At 63.1% G+C, this 16,740-nt stretch carries 17 protein-coding genes; 4 read left to right on the forward strand and 13 right to left on the reverse strand.

Features of this window, described 5'->3' with window-relative positions; all coding sequences use genetic code 11:
- Window positions 1-7: 7 nt before the first annotated feature.
- Window positions 8-2,710: a CoA-binding protein gene (locus tag ACD578_RS30030; RefSeq protein ID WP_404294615.1), complete on the reverse strand. Its 2,703-nt coding sequence runs from the start codon at window positions 2,708-2,710 to the stop codon at window positions 8-10.
- A 40-nt stretch (window positions 2,711-2,750) separates the two neighbouring features.
- Complete coding sequence (locus tag ACD578_RS30035) at window positions 2,751-4,037, reverse strand: ATP citrate lyase citrate-binding domain-containing protein (protein WP_404294617.1); 1,287 nt, start codon at window positions 4,035-4,037, stop codon at window positions 2,751-2,753.
- Between the two features lie 221 nt (window positions 4,038-4,258).
- Between ACD578_RS30035 and ACD578_RS30040 the strand changes: the two genes are divergently transcribed.
- From ACD578_RS30040 to ACD578_RS30050, 3 genes are read left to right on the forward strand one after another with little or no spacing between them, the layout of a single operon-like run.
- A complete protein-coding gene (locus ACD578_RS30040; protein WP_404294619.1) occupies window positions 4,259-4,924 on the forward strand; it encodes a response regulator in 666 nt (221 codons plus the stop codon).
- A complete protein-coding gene (locus ACD578_RS30045; RefSeq protein WP_404294621.1) occupies window positions 4,921-6,321 on the forward strand; it encodes a sensor histidine kinase in 1,401 nt (466 codons plus the stop codon). The genes ACD578_RS30040 and ACD578_RS30045 overlap by 4 nt, the downstream gene beginning before the upstream one ends.
- Window positions 6,318-7,409 carry an ABC transporter substrate-binding protein gene (locus tag ACD578_RS30050; RefSeq protein WP_404294622.1) on the forward strand — a complete coding sequence of 364 codons (1,092 nt, stop codon included), beginning with the start codon at window positions 6,318-6,320 and terminating at the stop codon, window positions 7,407-7,409. The genes ACD578_RS30045 and ACD578_RS30050 overlap by 4 nt, the downstream gene beginning before the upstream one ends.
- Window positions 7,410-7,428: 19 nt before the next feature.
- Here the strand turns inward: ACD578_RS30050 and ACD578_RS30055 are convergent, their stop codons facing one another.
- The 5 genes from ACD578_RS30055 to ACD578_RS30075 form a co-directional block, all read right to left on the reverse strand.
- Window positions 7,429-7,833, reverse strand: a complete 405-nt coding sequence (locus ACD578_RS30055; RefSeq protein ID WP_404294623.1) for an acyl-CoA thioesterase — start codon at window positions 7,831-7,833, stop codon at window positions 7,429-7,431.
- 85 nt (window positions 7,834-7,918) lie between these two features.
- Window positions 7,919-9,418: a tripartite tricarboxylate transporter permease gene (locus tag ACD578_RS30060; RefSeq protein ID WP_404294624.1), complete on the reverse strand. Its 1,500-nt coding sequence runs from the start codon at window positions 9,416-9,418 to the stop codon at window positions 7,919-7,921.
- Between the two features lie 10 nt (window positions 9,419-9,428).
- Entirely contained in the window at window positions 9,429-9,929 is a 501-nt protein-coding gene (locus tag ACD578_RS30065) for a tripartite tricarboxylate transporter TctB family protein (protein ID WP_404294625.1), read from the reverse strand.
- Window positions 9,930-9,992: 63 nt separating this feature from the next.
- The gene (locus ACD578_RS30070; protein ID WP_404294626.1) at window positions 9,993-10,961 is read right to left on the reverse strand and encodes a Bug family tripartite tricarboxylate transporter substrate binding protein; all 969 of its coding nucleotides are present in this window, start codon (window positions 10,959-10,961) and stop codon (window positions 9,993-9,995) included.
- Window positions 10,962-11,196: 235 nt separating this feature from the next.
- Window positions 11,197-11,463, reverse strand: coding sequence for a hypothetical protein (locus ACD578_RS30075; RefSeq protein WP_404294627.1), 267 nt, complete (start codon window positions 11,461-11,463; stop codon window positions 11,197-11,199).
- A 334-nt stretch (window positions 11,464-11,797) separates the two neighbouring features.
- Here ACD578_RS30075 and ACD578_RS30080 point away from each other — a divergent pair, with 334 nt between their 5' ends.
- The gene (locus tag ACD578_RS30080) at window positions 11,798-12,124 is read left to right on the forward strand and encodes a DUF1476 domain-containing protein (protein WP_404294628.1); all 327 of its coding nucleotides are present in this window, start codon (window positions 11,798-11,800) and stop codon (window positions 12,122-12,124) included.
- A 71-nt stretch (window positions 12,125-12,195) separates the two neighbouring features.
- Here the strand turns inward: ACD578_RS30080 and ACD578_RS30085 are convergent, their stop codons facing one another.
- The 6 genes from ACD578_RS30085 to ACD578_RS30110 form a co-directional block, all read right to left on the reverse strand.
- A complete protein-coding gene (locus ACD578_RS30085) occupies window positions 12,196-12,651 on the reverse strand; it encodes a 4-aminobutyrate aminotransferase (RefSeq protein WP_404294629.1) in 456 nt (151 codons plus the stop codon).
- A gap of 71 nt (window positions 12,652-12,722) precedes the next feature.
- On the reverse strand, window positions 12,723-13,415 hold the full coding sequence (locus tag ACD578_RS30090) for a TerC family protein (protein ID WP_404295563.1): 693 nt from the start codon (window positions 13,413-13,415) through the stop codon (window positions 12,723-12,725).
- Window positions 13,416-13,710: 295 nt separating this feature from the next.
- Window positions 13,711-14,280, reverse strand: coding sequence for a DUF2076 domain-containing protein (locus ACD578_RS30095; protein ID WP_404294630.1), 570 nt, complete (start codon window positions 14,278-14,280; stop codon window positions 13,711-13,713).
- Window positions 14,281-14,322: 42 nt separating this feature from the next.
- Complete coding sequence (locus tag ACD578_RS30100) at window positions 14,323-15,039, reverse strand: Bax inhibitor-1/YccA family protein (RefSeq protein WP_404294631.1); 717 nt, start codon at window positions 15,037-15,039, stop codon at window positions 14,323-14,325.
- A gap of 22 nt (window positions 15,040-15,061) precedes the next feature.
- Window positions 15,062-15,823, reverse strand: coding sequence for an anti-sigma factor family protein (locus ACD578_RS30105; RefSeq protein ID WP_404294632.1), 762 nt, complete (start codon window positions 15,821-15,823; stop codon window positions 15,062-15,064).
- Window positions 15,816-16,364, reverse strand: a complete 549-nt coding sequence (locus ACD578_RS30110) for a sigma-70 family RNA polymerase sigma factor (RefSeq protein ID WP_404294633.1) — start codon at window positions 16,362-16,364, stop codon at window positions 15,816-15,818. The genes ACD578_RS30105 and ACD578_RS30110 overlap by 8 nt, the downstream gene beginning before the upstream one ends.
- Window positions 16,365-16,740: the final 376 nt, after the last annotated feature.

Below are 16,740 nucleotides of genomic sequence, written 5' to 3' on the forward strand. Positions count from 1 at the left end.
CGCAGTTTTAAGACACAAACTGGCATTTGGACGCTGGGGTCCGCATGTCCATGTTCCGTCCACGATTGAGGTGGTCGTCGATCTCGGCGGCGCATCCGAGCATGCGGGCATAGAGGAAGATCGTGAACGCGCTCGTCTCGAGAGCCTCCTGGGTTAGAGCACCGTCGCGGTAGGGCTGCCACAGCATCTTGAGGAGCAGGGCCGCGATCACCGCATCGATGTTGACGCAGTAGACATTGCGCGACACGCCGGTCTCGTACAGCGCCCTGACGAGTTCCTGATAGTACGCATGGAAGACGTTGTATTCCTCGCGTTCCCCGAACAGCTCCCGCACGAAAACCTCACGCGGATCATGGTTCACGGGCCGGTCCTTGAAGACCGGGTGGTTCACGCCCGGGATCTTCTGGATATCGAGGCTGCCGGCCGTCTTCTTGTCCGCTTTGTACGTCGCGTACTCGGCCGCATAGTGGTGGGCCAGGGCTGGCAGGTCGATGCCGTGGTCCGGATCGCCTGGATCTGCCAGATCGATATCTTGGAGCTGCTCGATCAGGAAGGCGATGCCCTCGTAACCGTTGCCGCCATGGGCATAGCCGGAATGGGTCAGGAAGCCGATCAGTGCCTTGTTGAGCTGCACCCGCTCGGGCGTCTCGGGCCCGTCGGCCGAAACCGCGCCCTTGGCTCCTTGAGCCGAGATCGTGCCGGGCCCGTTCGAGAGCAGCAGACCGACGAGAGTCTGGAAGGAAAACAGGTTGTCGGGAGTGGGCTCGGTGCCGACCAGGGCCGCGAACGCGACTTCGGTCAAGGAGCGCGAGCCAATGACCTCCTCATTCGGAATGTCACAGAACGAGCCCTCCTGATGCCGGCTGGCGTCAGCCGACGCGCCGATCAGGACGCCGAACAGCCGTAGCCACCAGGGCAGAGTCTCGACGGTCAGCAGCGAGATGCGCTTGCGCATCAACGGCTCCCACGCCAGCGTCGCGGCTATGGCGGCCAGAACGGCATCGGCTGATGGATGACCGTTGAGGGTGCGCAGGTAGCGCACGAAGACGGACCGCACTCCACGGGCCTGCAACCCGTTCAGTAGGGCTTCTGCCTTAGCGTCGGGATGACCGGATACGAATAGGTCCGCCGCGCCATCGAACCGCAGTTGGCTCAAGTCGAAGCTCTCGTCCACGCCGCTGCGCAATCCAGCTTCCGTGAAGCCTTCCACGAGTGCGCGTACGACCCGCCGTGCCTGCTCCCCATGCCGAGGTCCGATGATGGTGCACGCCGCGGCCAGGACCGTGTTGGGGGCATTGCCTGCCTCCCGGGCCGCCTGTGCAGCGGCCAGGGCAGGCGTGCCGGACAGGTTGATCTCTGCCCCCACGGCGGCGTTAACCAGCTCCCGGTCGTTCTCGCTGCCCGGTCCTCGCAGGAGGGACAGGCAGATGTTTGACTCCACCGGGAACTGGGCCGCATCCAGCATCGACGTGCCATGCAGGGATGTGATCTGGGTCTTGGCGTCCATCTGCGAGGCGCCGGACGCATCCTTCATCGCCTGGCGCGGAAACACCGCCCCGATCTGCCGGTTCAGATGCTCGATCTGCTTGTCATATGGGCCAGCGGCAGCGACCACCGGCAGGTCGAGCTCCGGCGGCAGCACAATGCCCTGACTCGAGCCGAACCACGGCTTGAGGGCAAGGCTGCCCTCGGGTTCGAAGTCCGGACGCGCCGCATTGGCCTGCATCACCGCTGTCAGGGCCTGCGGGATGTGAGCGATGTTGGCGACCACCGCACCTTTGGGCGAAAACACGGGGTTTTCCGGCGTGAAGATGTCGTCGACCCCGAACTTGGCCATGAACCACTGTTCCTTGGCCTCGGCATCGTCATGGCCGCCGGCCATGGCGCCGGCATGGCCGACCGCCCGGGTGAGCTTCGACTTCCAGCGCCCGACGACGCAGGCCACCACCGGCTTGGTGAAGGTCGCGTCGAGTTCGTAGTAGCCACCTGGCTCCGCATAAAGAACCGCCGCCTTGGTGCGGGCGTCGTTGGCGAGCGCGAACGCGAACTCGGGGGCCGCGTAGTGGATGTACACGTCCTTGCCGCTCGAGATCAGCGTGGTCGTGCCCCAGCCCGCCATGCGGAGATACGTGGCAATGGTGGTGGTGAAGTTGCCGGAGTTCGAAAAGATGGCGATGGAGCCTTTCCGCAGGGCCTCGGCCGGATTGTCGCCCCCCAGAGCGCCGCCGATGCGGACCTGGTTCCAGGCGTCGGCCACGCCGAGGCTGTTGCCGCCAAAGATGTCGATCCCGTTCTGCTGGCCTATGGCGCGGATCTCGCGTGAGTCGTGCACGGACAGCTTCTCGGTGACGATGAAGATCTTCTTGAGCTCGGGATTGACCCGGATCAGCTCGGCGACACCGTCCCGGGCGCCGGAAGGCGGCAGGTAAACGACGCCGCAGTTGAAGCGATGCCCGGCCTCGAGACCCTCGCGGACGTTGTTGTAGACAGGAACGTTGCCAAGTGGCGTCTCCAGCACCTGGCCGCTGCGGCCGGGTGAGGTTCCGAACACCACGTTGCCGCCCGAGTAGGCATGACCTACAGGGGTGACGTCACTCGACTCACCGCCCAGGATGTTGAGCACGCAGACCCGATCTTCGCGGGTGGCAATCTGGTCGAGGGAACTGATGCCCACATGGTATTTGAAGCTGCCGACGCCCTGCTTGAACATTGTGTCTCCTCCAATCTGCTTATGGGTTTATGGGCTCGGCTCAGGCGGCGGCCGCCACCGGTATGCGGAGCTTCGCCGCGACCTCATCGCGTCCGCCCGCCTTCATCCAGGCATCGGCCGCCCGGGCGTGGTTGATGACTTCGCTCATGTCGGAGTCGAAGCCGAAGAGGCGATAGGGGACACCGAGCGCCTCGAGCGTGTCGCGCAGGACGCCCATGCCACGTATCAGATTAGGCCCGCCGCGGCCCGCCACGACGTACAGAGGCGAGGGGCCATGCTGGCCGAAGTGTTCCCGCAGGGCGTCCGCCATCGCCCGGAAGGTCTCGAAGATGTCGGTGTTGTTCGATTTGCCGCCGATGATGAACAGCACGTTCGACTGCTTGAGCCAGTGCTTGAAGCAGATGCGGGCCACTTCCTTCATCTTCGCGTAGGGCGGGTTGCCGCCGAAGTCGGAGGAGATGATCGCGTCGTCGCCCAACATCTGGGTCACCAGCGAGTTGGCGCCGCCACCGAAGGTCGGGGCCAGGATCGTGCCGTGCGGATTGATGACGTAGACATCGCTCTGTCCCTGGTAGGTGCGGAGCTGGTTGATCTCCAACTCGAAGTCCGAGTAGTCGACGGCAAACAGGTGGTTGGGCAGGTTGAGCCGCTCCCAGCGCGGATCGTCGCGGTCAAAGCCGCACTTGAAGTCGCAGGCGACCGGCGTCAGGCGCCCGTTGCGGTCCGGCCGCATGCGGATCGGGTTCAGCTCCAGGGCGGTCATGCCGAAGTTGTGGTAGAGTTCCCACAGCTTCGGGAGTTGCTGGACCAAGGGCGAGATGATCTGCTTGGGGGCGTTGAGCTCCGAGAGGGCATTGGCGACCACGAAGGCCTTGAGGCCGGTCAGCGCATCGAACGGGATCTGGGCCACGAGGTTCTTATCGATCTCCTCGATGTCCATACCGCCGTGGTGGGTAAGGGTCATGGTCGGAGCGCGAAAGCGGGTCGAGTCGGAGATCGAAAAGTAGACCTCGTGCTCGGCCGGCACCGCGCCTTCGAACGTGACCCCGTTGGCTTTGGCCACGATGTGTCCGACACGATGCTCGACGAAGTAGAGCCGTTCCTTCTCCTTCAGTGCGGTCTTCAAGTCCGACGCCCGGCCGAGCAGCCCAGCCTTGCCTTTCTTGCCGACGCCGCCCTTGAACACCGGCTTGATGAAGACGCTGCCGTGGCGGTCGATCAGCGCCCGGATCTCTTCCTCGCTGGCATCAGGGCCGAGCACCTCCGAGGTTGGGAACCCGGCGAACTGAAGCAGCTTGGCTCCGTGGAGCATGCCTGTGATCTGCATTTCATCTTCCCTTAGACGGTTGCTCTTGCTCATGGAGGGTCGTCACCGATGGGGCCGGTTCCCTCGTTAGCCTGCTACAGCCCCGCTTGATGGCTCATCGTTGGAGCACTTCGGGCGGCCTGTCGGGCGGAACGCACACGCCTCTTGGCGGCCTCATGGGAGTTGCGTACCCTGTGAACCTGTCATCAACCTGACAGCCCGGTGTTGGCGAGGGGCGAACAATGCGCATCCTGCTCGTGGAAGATACCGAGGACGTTGGGGAAGCCATCGTCGCCCGGTTCGAGCGGATCGGCCACACGGTCGACTGGGAGAAGGACGGGAGCGTGGCCGACGAGGTCCTAGAGGTCCAGGCCTACGATCTTCTGATCCTCGACGTGAACCTGCCAGCACTCGACGGCTTCTCGATCCTCAAACGCCTGAGGCGGCGAAAATCGAAAACTCCTGTTCTTGTCCTCACGGCCCGGTCACAGGTTGACGATCGGGTCGATGCTCTCGATCTCGGGGCGGACGATTACCTGGTGAAGCCGTTTGACTACCGCGAACTGGAGGCCCGAGCCCGGGCGCTGCTCCGACGCAGTGCCGGCGAATCCACCAATCAACTGGTCTGCGGGCAGATGACCATAGACCGGGGCTCACGAGCCGTGAGGATCAACGGCACTCCCATCGATTTGACCCGTCGGGAACTGACACTGCTCGAGATCCTGGCGACGCGGCCGGGCCGGATTTTCGGCAAGGACGAACTTGTCGATCAATTGTTCGGCTTCGATGACGAGCCCAGCCCGAATGCCGTGGAACAGTATGTCGCCCGACTGCGAAAGAAACTGGTGGGGTCCGGCGCCGAGATCCGGACGCTTCGGGGGCTTGGCTATCAGATCGTGTGCCCATGATCAGGCCGGGCCGCTCCCTCTACTCACGCATTATCCTGATCATTGCCATCATCTTCGGCGCCGGGTCCGTCGGTCTGGGAACGGCAGCCTGGTTCTACGCACGCATTGCCGCCGATGATGCCTATGACCGTCTTCTTGTCGGAGCTGCCCTCCAGATCGCAGAGAGCATCTATGCCCAGGAAGGGACGATATCTGTCGATCCGCCCGTCTCTGCATTCGAAACTCTCTCGCTATCGGCCAACGACCGCATCTTTTACAAGGTTGTCGACCCACGTGGGGAGGTTCTCACGGGATACAATGATCTGGCTCCTGCCGGATCCTTTGCTGAAGCCCGCGAACCCCTGATCTCTGACGGTGAATACCGCGGCTTTCCAGTGCGTGTCGCCGTCGTGGGCCGGCTCGTCTCAGATCCAGTGGCGCCTGGATGGGCCCACGTTGTCGTGGCCCAAACGCGTGAGGCTCGTACCAGTCTGGCACGGGATCTGACGCTCAAGGCCCTGCTGCTGGTGTTCGCCATGACCAGCCTTGCTTTCATGGGTGTCCTGTTCGCGGTCCGACGGGCTCTGGCTCCGCTGACCCGTGTGGAGCGTGAACTGCGGTCACGGGATCCGAAGGACCTGACCCCGCTCGATCTCGAGATCCCTCGCGAGATCCAGACGCTCGTGTCTACCATCAATCGCTTCATGGATCGCCTGTCCGGACGCATTGCCCTGATGCAACGGTTTATTGCCGATGCCGCTCACCAGATCCGGACCCCTCTGGCAGGACTGGCATCCCAGGTCGATCTCCTCACGGAGGAGTCCAGGCCGGAGCGGCGGGAGCAACAACTGACACGGGTCAGGGAGCGAACCGCCGAATTAGGACGCCTGACGAACCAGCTTCTCAACCACGCCATGATCATCCATCGGGCCGAGGTCGCGGAATTCGACACCGTCGATCTCGCCGCCCTCGCACGGCAAATCCTGATTAATGCGGTTCCCTCGCTCGCCCGTGAAGTCGACGTCGCCTTCTATGATCCGCCTGAACCTGTCCTCATGCGAGGAGATGGCGTTAGTCTGCGTGAGGCCCTGTCGAACCTGATCCACAATGCCTTGAAGCACGGGGCAAAGACACGCCTTGAGGTTCGTGTCTTTGCGGAGGATGATGCCGCCGTTGTGGAAGTCGTCGACGACGGGCCCGGGATTCCCATCTCCGAATGGCAGCGGGTACGGGAGCCGTTCCATACCCAGAGCGCCACCGGCTCCGGCCTGGGTCTTGCCATCGCGGGCGATGTTGTTCGGGCGCACGGGGGCGAACTTCGCTTTCGTGAACGCTCAGAAGAGGGATTTGCGGTCATCCTGCGCTTCAAGAGATTGCAGGAGGTTCCTGAGCTACCTGAACGTGGAGATGCGTTGTGATCCCGCAGTGGAAGGCTGCTCTGGTAGCAGCCGTCGTCCTCATGAATTGCGAGGTCACTGCAGGGATGGCTGCCGAGAAGACGGTGTTTCCAGCTCCCGGCGGGCAGCAAACAACCCTGTCGATTCATGGCGCGACGGATCTTGCTGCCATGGAGCCCTTGATCCGGGACTTTCAGGAGCTCTCGCCGACCGTGACGGTCGAATATAACGAGTACCTCACCAACGATCTATTCAATCAGGCCTCAACGGAGTGTGACGCGAAGCAGGGAACGATGGACCTGGTTCTGTCATCATCGGCCGACCATCTGGTCAAACTTGTCAACGACGGCTGTGCATTGAACTACCGGTCTGTCATGACGCATCGGCTGCCGTCCTGGACGCGATGGCGCGACGAGGTGTTCGGCTTCACATTCGAGCCTGCGGTCATCGTGTACAACCGGGATCTCGTCCCACCCGAAGACGTGCGGCGGACCCGAGCGGAACTCATCGATCTCCTTCGGACCAAGCCCGAGCAGTACAACGGAAAGATCGGCTCCTTCGATATTTCTCAATCCGGCGTCGGGTATCTCTTTGCCTCCTACGACGCGCTTGGCACGACGACGTTTGGGCGGCTTCTCGAGGCGTTCGGGCGAGCGGGCCTCGTCGCAAGTTGTTGTACGACAGATCTCGTGTCGGACCTGGCTTCCGGGCGCCTCGCCATTGGATACAACCTGATCGGATCCTACGCCGTTGGGGCGGTCAGGCGTGGCGCCCATCTGGCGATCGTTATTCCACGGGACTACACGGTTGTCCTCAGCCGCGCGGTTTTCATCCCACGGTTCTCCAGGAATCCGGTGAGTGCCTTCCGGTTTCTGGATTACCTGCTTTCAGAGCGGGGTCAGAAGAAGAGCCGCGAGGCCTCGTTCTTCTTCAGCTTCGAGGGAACGCTTCCGGAAGAGGTGGACGGTCCGCTCTGGCTCGCCTCATCGGGGCTCCTGCGGCCGATTACGATTGGGCCTGAGCTGTTGGCGGTGCAGGATCGCGCCAAGCGCCAGCGGTTCCTGAGCGAGTGGCGCCGCTCCACTCATATTGAGCCAGAGGATCGATAGACTCACGCTACCGGCCAAGTCAGCTTGGCGGAATCGGGCGCGGGCGGGCGCCGCTGTCGATCGCTACGAACGTAAAGACTGCTTCCGTCACCTTGACCTGCTCGTCCCCGTCGCGCGATCGGCGCCAAGCCTCGACCTTGAACTTCATCGAGGTGCGGCCAACCGACACCAGGTCCGCATACACGGAAACCTCGTCACCGACATGCACCGGGCTGTGGAAGGCCATGCCGTCGACCGCGACGGTGACGCAGCGGCCGCGTGCCCGTCGTGCTGCGGCGTTGCCGGCGGCAAGATCCATCTGCGACATCAGCCAGCCGCCGAAGACATCGCCGGCCGGGTTCGTGTCGGAGGGCATTGCAATCGTCCGGATCACGGCCTCGCGGACTGTCGACGTCGGATCTTCCACGGACTTGACCTCCTGCATTTCAGAGGATCGGAGGGACGGTCCCGATCTTCACACCGCTCAAACAGACCCCCGGCTCGTGGGGAGCCGAGGTGTGACGTTCAGATCAGTCTTCGACCGCCCTGAAGCGCCCGAGGCCCTTGAGCACGAAGGGGGCAATGAGGGCGATCACGGCGATGCCGAGCAGGGTCGCCGAGATCGGGCTCTGCAGCAGCACCATCGGATCGCCCAGGCTGATCGAGAGCGCCCGCCGCAGCTGGCTCTCCGCGATCGGACCGAGGATCAGGCCCACGACGACCGGGGCAATGGGGAAGTCGAAGCGCCGCATCAGGAAGCCGAGCACGCCGAACACCGTCAGCATGATGAGTTCAACCGGCGACGGATTGGCCGCGATCGTGCCCATGGTGGCGAAGACCAGGATGCCGGCATAGAGCCAGGGTTGCGGAATCGCGAGCAGCTTTACCCAGAGCCCTACGAGCGGGAGGTTCAGCACCAGCAGCATCGCGTTGGCGATGAACAGGCTGGCGATCAGGCCCCACACCAGATTGGGCTGCTCCGCAAAAAGCAGGGGGCCGGGATTGAGGCCGTATTGCTGAAAGCCCGCCAGCATCATGGCCGCGGTGGCCGAGGTCGGCAGGCCCAGGGTCAGCAGAGGCACGAGGGTGCCCGCGGCGGACGCGTTGTTGGCGGCTTCCGGACCGGCGACGCCTTCAATGGCGCCCTTGCCGAAATCCTCCGGGTACTTGGTCAGGCGCTTCTCGGTGGCGTAGGACAGGAACGTCGGAATTTCCGCGCCGCCGGCCGGAAGGGCGCCGATGGGGAACCCATAGAGCGTCCCGCGCAGCCAGGGCTTCCAGGAGCGTTTCCAGTCCTCCTTGGTCATCCAGAGGGAGCCGCGCACGGGCTCGAGCTTCTCCTCGTGGATATGCCGGCGGGATGCCACGTAGAGCGCTTCGCCGACCGCGAAGAGACCGACGGCCAGGGTTGTCACCTCGATGTTGTCGTAGAGTTCCGGGATCCCGAAGCTCAGGCGGGACTGGCCGGAGAGAATGTCGATACCGACGAGGCCGAGCAGCAGGCCGATGAACAGGCTCGTGAGGCCGCGAACCGGGGAATCACCGAAGGTGGCCGAGACCGTCACGAAAGCCACGACCATCAGGGCGAAGTAATCCTCGGGACCGAAGCTTACGGCGATTTCCACGAGATAGGGGGCCAGCAGCGTGAGCCCCAACGTGGCGATCGTGCCGGCCACGAAGGAGCCGATGGCGGAGGTCGCAAGCGCCGGGCCGCCGCGGCCCGCCTTGGCCATCAGGTTGCCTTCCAGAGCGGTCGCCATGGAGGCGCTTTCACCTGGCGTGTTGATCAGGATCGCGGTGGTCGAGCCGCCATACATGCCGCCGTAATAGATGCCGGCGAACATGATGATCGATCCCGCCGGATCGAGTTTGAAGGTGATCGGCAGGAGCAGCGCCACGGTCAGCGCCGGGCCGATGCCGGGCAGCACGCCGACCGCAGTGCCGAGAAGAACGCCGATGAGCGCAAACAGCAGGTTCATCGGCTGAATGGCGACGGCGAGGCCGCTTGCGAGAGAGGTGAAGGCTTCCATTGGCGCGGCCTCAGAACAGGTGCTCGAGCGGCCCGGCCGGCAGGGACAGGGTCAAAAGCTTGGCGAAGAGCACATAGACGAACACGGCGATGACCGCGCCGATCAGGAGATCCGTCAGGAATGCGCGGCGCCCGAAGGCTGCCGATGTGGTCGCGAACAGAATGGCCGTGCCGATCATGAAGCCGCCGCCGACAGCGATCAAGGCAATGAGGCAGGCGAGCCCGCCGAGGATCAGGATGATCGGCTTCCAGTCGAGGCTGTCACGGGCCGGGAGATCGCCGCGCAAGGCTCCGATGGCGTTGCCGATGGCGAGCAGGGTCAGGCCGACCGAGACGACGATGGGCATGACCTTCGGGCCGAGGTCATAGGGAGAGAGGATCTGGAGCTTGGTCATGTCCCACCAGACCAAGCCGGCAAAGACAAGAAGAAGGAGTGCGATGACAAGGCCTGCCACGTCGATGTGTGTGCGGGGTTGTACCCTGGACATTGGTACCGGTTGTGCGTTGGACATTGGTGTCTCCTGGATTCACGCGATCTAAGCGGGCGCACAACTGCGCCCGCCAGTGGCTGGCGATCAGGACTTCACAAGGCCGATCGAGCTGAGAACCTCATGAACCCGAGCGTTCTCCGCCTTCAGGAAAGCTGCGAACTCATCGCCTGAGAGGTAGGCGTCGTCCCAGCCCTTCTGCTTCAGCACTTCCTGCCACGCGGGGGACTTCACCATCTTGTCGATAGTCTCGGTCAGCGTCTTGCGCTGCTCCGGGCTGATGCCGGGAGGAGCCACCACAGAACGCCAGTTGGTGATCTCGAGATCAACGCCCTGATCCTTCAGGGTCGGCGTTGCCATACCCTCGCGCTGGGTTGGCGCGGTGACCGCGATCAGGCGCAGCTTGCCGGCCTTGATCTGGCTTTCGAACTCCCCAAGCCCAGAGATGCCGGCTGTGACCTTGCCGCCGAGAATGGCCGCCAGGGCTTCGCCGCCACCCGAGAAGGGAATGTAGTTGATCTTGGTCGGGTCGGCTCCGGCCGTCTTGGCGAAAAGACCCGCGGCGATGTGGTCGACGCCGCCGGCCGAACCGCCGGCCCACCGGACCTTGCTCGGGTCGGCTTTGATGGCGGCCACGAGGTCTTGGACCGACTTGATCGGCGAGCTAGGCGGAACGACGATGGCCTCGGCCTCAGCAGTGAGGCGGGCAATCGGCGTCACCTGTTCCAGGGTCACCGGCGACTTGTTGGTCAGCAGGGCGCCCATCATGACGAAGCCGTTGACCATGAGCTGGTTGCCATCGCCCTTGGAGTTGTTGACGAGCTGAGCGATGCCGATGGAGCCGCCGGCCCCCGGTACGTTGGTGACCTGCACGCTCTTGGCCATGCCGGATTGCATCAGAACCTGCTGCATCGAGCGGGCGGTCTGGTCCCAGCCGCCGCCCGGCGCCGCCGGAGCCAGGAGTTTCAGTTCCGATTGAGCAAAGGCAGAGGTGGCGAACAAGGCCGTTGCAGCAACGATCAGTGTCCGTGACAGGCTTGGGCGAAAGTGGATCATGGGTCATCCTCCCAGGATGGCTGAAGTTCTCTCCGGCTGCTTTGTGCAGTCGCAAGGAACGGCCTAAGGGATGAACCTGACAGCAACCTGACTAACTTCGGGAGTAAATACGAGTTTGGAAGCGTAGGCGAACCATGGCTTGGGAGGGCTCTTCGAGATGCTGCCCCACTGCCTAGGCAGGAGGAGTGCTCTTGCCCGGCACGATACTCAACAATGTTTATGGTCTGGTGAGGAGCTATCCGCTCCGCCGAAAGTGGCGGACAGCACGAGCGACACGTTGTAGGCTCAGATTTCTCTTCAGGAAGAAGTTGCGAGCTTCCAAGAGCTTGCCCAAGCCGAGAAGGTCAAGCTTTGATGAACCGATTAGCTTTCTGTTCTGCTGGCTTGTGGTCTCCTCGAGCCGTGCCGCGGCGACCGAGTCAAAGAAGCGTTTGATTGGGGCGGCTGTCTTCCGCCTGATATGGGCGAGGGCTTCGTCCGCCTCGTGATCGGTCTGCTTCATCGGTTCACCTGACAATTCTGGATCTGGATGGGTGCCCGAGCGCTTCCTTGATCATCCGACCCGTTGTTCGGATTCTTCTTCATGAATGACCGAGGTTCAGCTTGATCACCAAAAGCTTGGTGATCGTACCGGAGCTTTGTCTGTCGTCAGATACGACATATGCGACCTGTCACGGGACGCAAGCCTGGAAGAGTTACGTCCATGCATAGCTCACCTGCGGAAATCCCTTCCGTTTGTCAGGTTCGTGTCAGGTGAGGCGTCTACAGGCTCATCGCATGACATGCCGGTGGTCAAATCCAACAGGCTACTGCTGAACCTTTGAGGGAGAGCTTCGATGAACGTGACAGGCACAAAGACTTTCAATCAGAGTTCACCATCCTGGTGCATTGATAACGATACTCGTGACAGCGTGATCGCGCGCCGGAACGTTCTCGCCGGTCTCTGGGCTGGCCGCCTCCTCGGCCTGTCGAACGCTGACCTTTCCTCCTATGCCACCGATGTTCACCAGGCTGACTTCGAAATCGACGGCAATGATGACATGGTCGGAAAGATCACCCGTGATCTTTCGGGTTGCGGCCTGCCTTTCTCCGAACGGCAAGTCCGGGACAAACTCCGCGCCTATCACCGTGAAGCGTTCCGTCAGGTGGCAGTTACCGACTGACCATCGGGTGCGATGGCCCTTCAAGATCCCTGCGGCATGGACCGATAGAGGTCCTCGCACCTGCTTCGTCCTCACAGCTCGGTGTCGGTATCCGGGTTGGGCTTGGCGTCTGCGGCCGTCGCCTCTTTCACCGTGATCCTGACGGTGTGGTTCTCCACCTTGCCGCTGGCCGATTTGACCTCGTAGCTGACCTCGTCCGTGCCCTTGTACGTAGGGTTAGGCTTGTAGAAGACCCCCTGGGCTGTCGCCTCCAGCTTTGGACAGCGGGAGATCCGGCCAGCTTTGAGCTTCCCGCTGCGCACGTTCAGCTCGCCATGCTTGGGCGGTGTCACCACCCGGACTGTCGGCAGCGTCCCCGACGTGCAGTCCTTTTGGACGTTGCCGTAGACGCCTAAGCGATGCGGCTTGCCAGCAACCACATCCGTGCTCCTGTAGGCGCTGTTGGTCTGGGCCAATGCGGCGGTTGCAGGCAGGACAAGGGAGCACGCGATGACGAGAGCTGCGGCAGGAGGCTGCAAACGGTGCATTCTTAAATTCCTTTTTGAGTAATGAGTGCTGCGGAGGAGGAGGCACTGCCGAAGGCAACGCCTGCCTGTCGTCAATCTCTGGGATCGGCCGGAGTTGCCTTGCGCCGGGCAGCCCGCCTGGAAAGCATGTTGAGGCCTTCGATCAGGGCCGAGAACGCCATGGCGGCGTAGATGTAGCCCTTTGGAACGTGCGCCCCGAACCCTTCCGCGATCAGGGTCATACCGATCATCAGCAGGAAGCCCAAGGCCAGCATCACCACCGTCGGGTTGTTGTTGATGAACTGGGCCAGCGGATTGGCCGCGAGCAGCATGACCGTCACGGCGGCGACCACGGCGATGACCATGATCATCACGATATCGGTCATGCCGACTGCCGTGATGATGCTATCCAGCGAGAACACGAGGTCGAGCAGCAGGATCTGAGTGATGGCTGCGCCGAACGTCATTGTGGCTTTAGCGGTGTCAAAGACGTCGTCATTCGGCGTAGGATCCACATTGTGGTGGATCTCCTTGGTAGCCTTCCAGACTAGGAACAGGCCGCCGCCGATCAGGATCAGGTCGCGCCACGAGAAGGCATGCCCGAATAGGGTGAAGATCGGCTCTGTCAGGGTGACGATGATCGCGATGGTGCCGAGTAGTCCCAGGCGCAAAATCAGGGCAAGGCCAATGCCGATGCGCCGCGCCTTGGAACGTTGGTGCTCAGGGAGCTTGTTGGTCAGGATCGAGATGAAGATCAGGTTGTCGATGCCGAGCACCACCTCCATCACGACCAGGGTCGCCAACGCCACCAGGGCCTTCGGATCGGAGAGCCAGGAAAAGTCCACTCGATGTTCCTTATTTTAACCCTGACCGGGCGAGGGCACTCCCCAGGCGGCCGTCGGCAACGATGTTGATCGGCCCGGTGTTCCGTCATGGATGCTTGGGGAGGCGTGAAGATCCCGGTGAGGTCAGACGGCACCTGCGAGCCCGGGATGCGCCGGGATAGCGGCTCTCAGATCAGGTGGCTTGAGGTTGTGGGGCGGCCCTGGTCCGCACGGGCCACCCCATTGTTGATTGGACTTAGATGTCCTCTTCGAAGCTGAAGTCATCGCCGCCAGAATCCTCGGCAGTCGCTTGCTGCGACTCCGCCTGTCCGGCATCGGCGGCTTTCGCCTCGTCTCCACCCCCAAAAGCATCGGCGATCATGTTGCCGAGGAACACACCACCGGCCACCCCCATGGCGGTCTGGGCCGCGCCAGCCAGAAAGCCGCCGCCTCCACGCTGTTGAGCCATGCCACCCATGCCGGGAGCCATGTGGGGCGGCATGCCGTGCATGGGCTGCGGCTGATAGGGATGATGCGGCTGCGGACGAGACTGACCGCCGCCGAACAGGCCGGAGAGGAAACCGCCTCCGCCGGCGGGACGGCTGGCGAGTTCGTACTCCAGCTGCTGGATCCGGCCCTGGGCGGCATTCAGCGCCTGCTCCTGCACCACGACGGTCTGGGGCATGTAATACGGTGCGTTCGGCTGCCGGTTGATCTGCGAGCGGATGAAGTCCGCCGCCTGCGCGTCTGGGGTTCCGGATTGGCCCTCGACGTGCGCAATCTTACCGAAGAGCTGTTCGATGGCCTGACGATCCTGATGATCCATACAAGTCAATCCTTTCAAAGAATTGAAGTTAAGTTTCGGGGGTTACTCTTCCCGCTGCCCGGTGAGGCTCAGCAGCAGCTGGAAGAGATTGATGAAGTTCAGGTAGAGGGAGAGGGCACCAAACACGGCCATCTTGCTGTTCGCCTCATGGCCATAGCCCTCGGCATACTGCTCCTTGATCGACTGCGTGTCGTAGGCGGTGAGACCCGTGAACACGAGCACGCCGATGATCGAGATCGCGAACTGCAGGGCGCTCGATGCGAGAAAGATGTTGACCAGCGAGGCGATGATGATGCCGATCAGGCCCATGACCAGGAACGAGCCGAACTTCGAGAGATCGCGCTTGGTGGTGTAGCCGTAAAGGCTGGTGGCGCCGAACATCGCCGCGGTGATGAAGAAGGTGCGGGCGATGCTGGCGCCGGTGAACACCAGGAACACGGAGGCCAATGAGAGGCCCATCACCGCCGAGAAGGCGAAGAAGGCTGTGCGGGCGGAGGCCGCCGTCATCCGGTCCATGCGGAACGAGAAGAAGAAGATGAAGGCGAGCGGCGCCAGCATCACCACCCACTTGAGCGGCGTCTGGAAGATCGGCACGTAGAGAGCCGGTGTCGAGGCGACGAAGAAGGCCACAAGTCCTGTCACCACAAGGCCGATGCCCATGGTGTTGTAGACCCGCAGCATGTGCTGACGCAGGCCCTCATCAAAGACAGCGCCGCTCGCGCGGGCCGTGGTGGTTTGCCAAGCATAGGGAGTATTCATCCAAGGTCCTCCTGTTTTGGGATTACTGAAGTTTGCGGGACAGCCGGACGGCGGCCCGTTCGATGGCCTTGTCGCTGCCTGTTCCAGTCAGCGCGTAGGCGAGTTGGCCCGTCTGCCAGTAGACGGTCTTCGCTTCGCCGGATCGGGCAACCGTCGGGTCGATGACGTTGAAGACCGGCACATGAGCGGCAAACAGGGACACCCGGCCGAGATCCCCGGTATCGACAGTGATCTCGGCGCTGTGGCCGTCGCGGGACGGGAAGATCTGAGCATCCCGCACCTGCCAGCCCTCCGGCAGGGGCGGCAGCCGGATCCCTGTTGCGGCCAGGATCTCGGCCGGGTCGTAGGCGGCGGTTCCATGCTGCGAAACCATGCGGGCTCGCACCAGGGCCGTCTCGTGCGAGTGCAGAGCGTCCTCGACGAAGGCTGGCGGCTTCGGGGACGCCTCGCTGTCGGTGATGCCCAGTCCGACCTGCCCGTGGGCAACCCAGCCGAATCCGATGAGCGCCACCACGGCGGCGATCCGGCGGAGCTTCAGACTCAGCTCCCGCCAGGCCAGAGCACGCTCGAGCCGGACCGTTGCCGCCAACATAGGCTCGGCTGGGCGGGGCAGGGGCGCCGCGTGGATCAGCCGGAGGGTGTCCCGATCCTTCAGATCGGCCATGACCCGCGTGGCGGCATCCGGATTATGAGCAAGATGCTCCTCGACCTCGATCCGCCGGGCCGGGTCGAGCTGATCGTCAACATAGGCGAGGAGGTCGGCCTCGGTAATGGGGTCAGACATCGGATCCTCCGACGATACGCAGACGCGGATGGTGGCCCTCGGACGGCGGCGCCAGATGCATACCCGCCTCGAACCCACGCAGGGTGGCGCGAGCACGGCCGAGGCGGGACATGAGTGTGCCGACCGGGATGCCCAAGGCTTCCGCGGCCTCCTGATAAGGCAGTCCCTCAATCGCCACGAGATGCAGGGCGGCGCGTTGCTCGTCCGGCAGGCGCAGGAAGGCGGCCTGGACCTGCTGAAACCTGACCTGGCTTTCCTGTGCAGGCGGAGCCGCCGTCTCGATCATGGCAGCAGCCTGCTCCAGGCGGCGGGCCTCCGCTGTGTCGCGGCGCCGGCCGTCGATGAAGGTGTTGTGCAAGATGGAGAGCAGCCAGCCACGCAAATTGCCGCCGGAACGGAAGGAGCCATGCCGCTCATAGGCGCGGACAAGCGTGTCCTGCACCAGATCCTCGGCTTGGGTCTCGTCGCGGGTGAGGGATCGGGCGTAGCGCCGCAAGGGGCCGAGCAGACCGATCACATCCATGCGCTTGGGGTCGTTCATGTCAGGTGTACGAAGCTGCCGGCGGGCTTAATCCGGGCCGCAGTCGAATTTCTTGGTTTCGTGTGCGACGCAGATCCTGCGCGAACGGTCCCAGCCACCCGCGCCGGTTCGAAGGCCTTGGCGAGCATCCTCATGACAAAGGGCTTGCGCAGGAAGACACCCTTGCGCAATGGACCCGGCGGCACGGAGATCGCGGAGGCATAGACCACCGGACGGTCAGGCCAGATGAAGCTGAAGGTGGTGCCGACCTCCCAACCGTCGGCCCGGCCGGGGAGCTCATGGTGCAGTACAGGCCGTCGAACTCGGCGGTGGCCATGAGGTCGAGCGCGGCCTCTCCGGAGGACGCCTGAACAGCCTCGTAGCCGGCCTGTGTCAG

The sequence above is a fragment of the Microvirga sp. RSM25 genome (genome assembly GCF_044784385.1).
GTDB classification, from domain to species: Bacteria; Pseudomonadota; Alphaproteobacteria; order Rhizobiales; family Beijerinckiaceae; genus Microvirga; species Microvirga tunisiensis.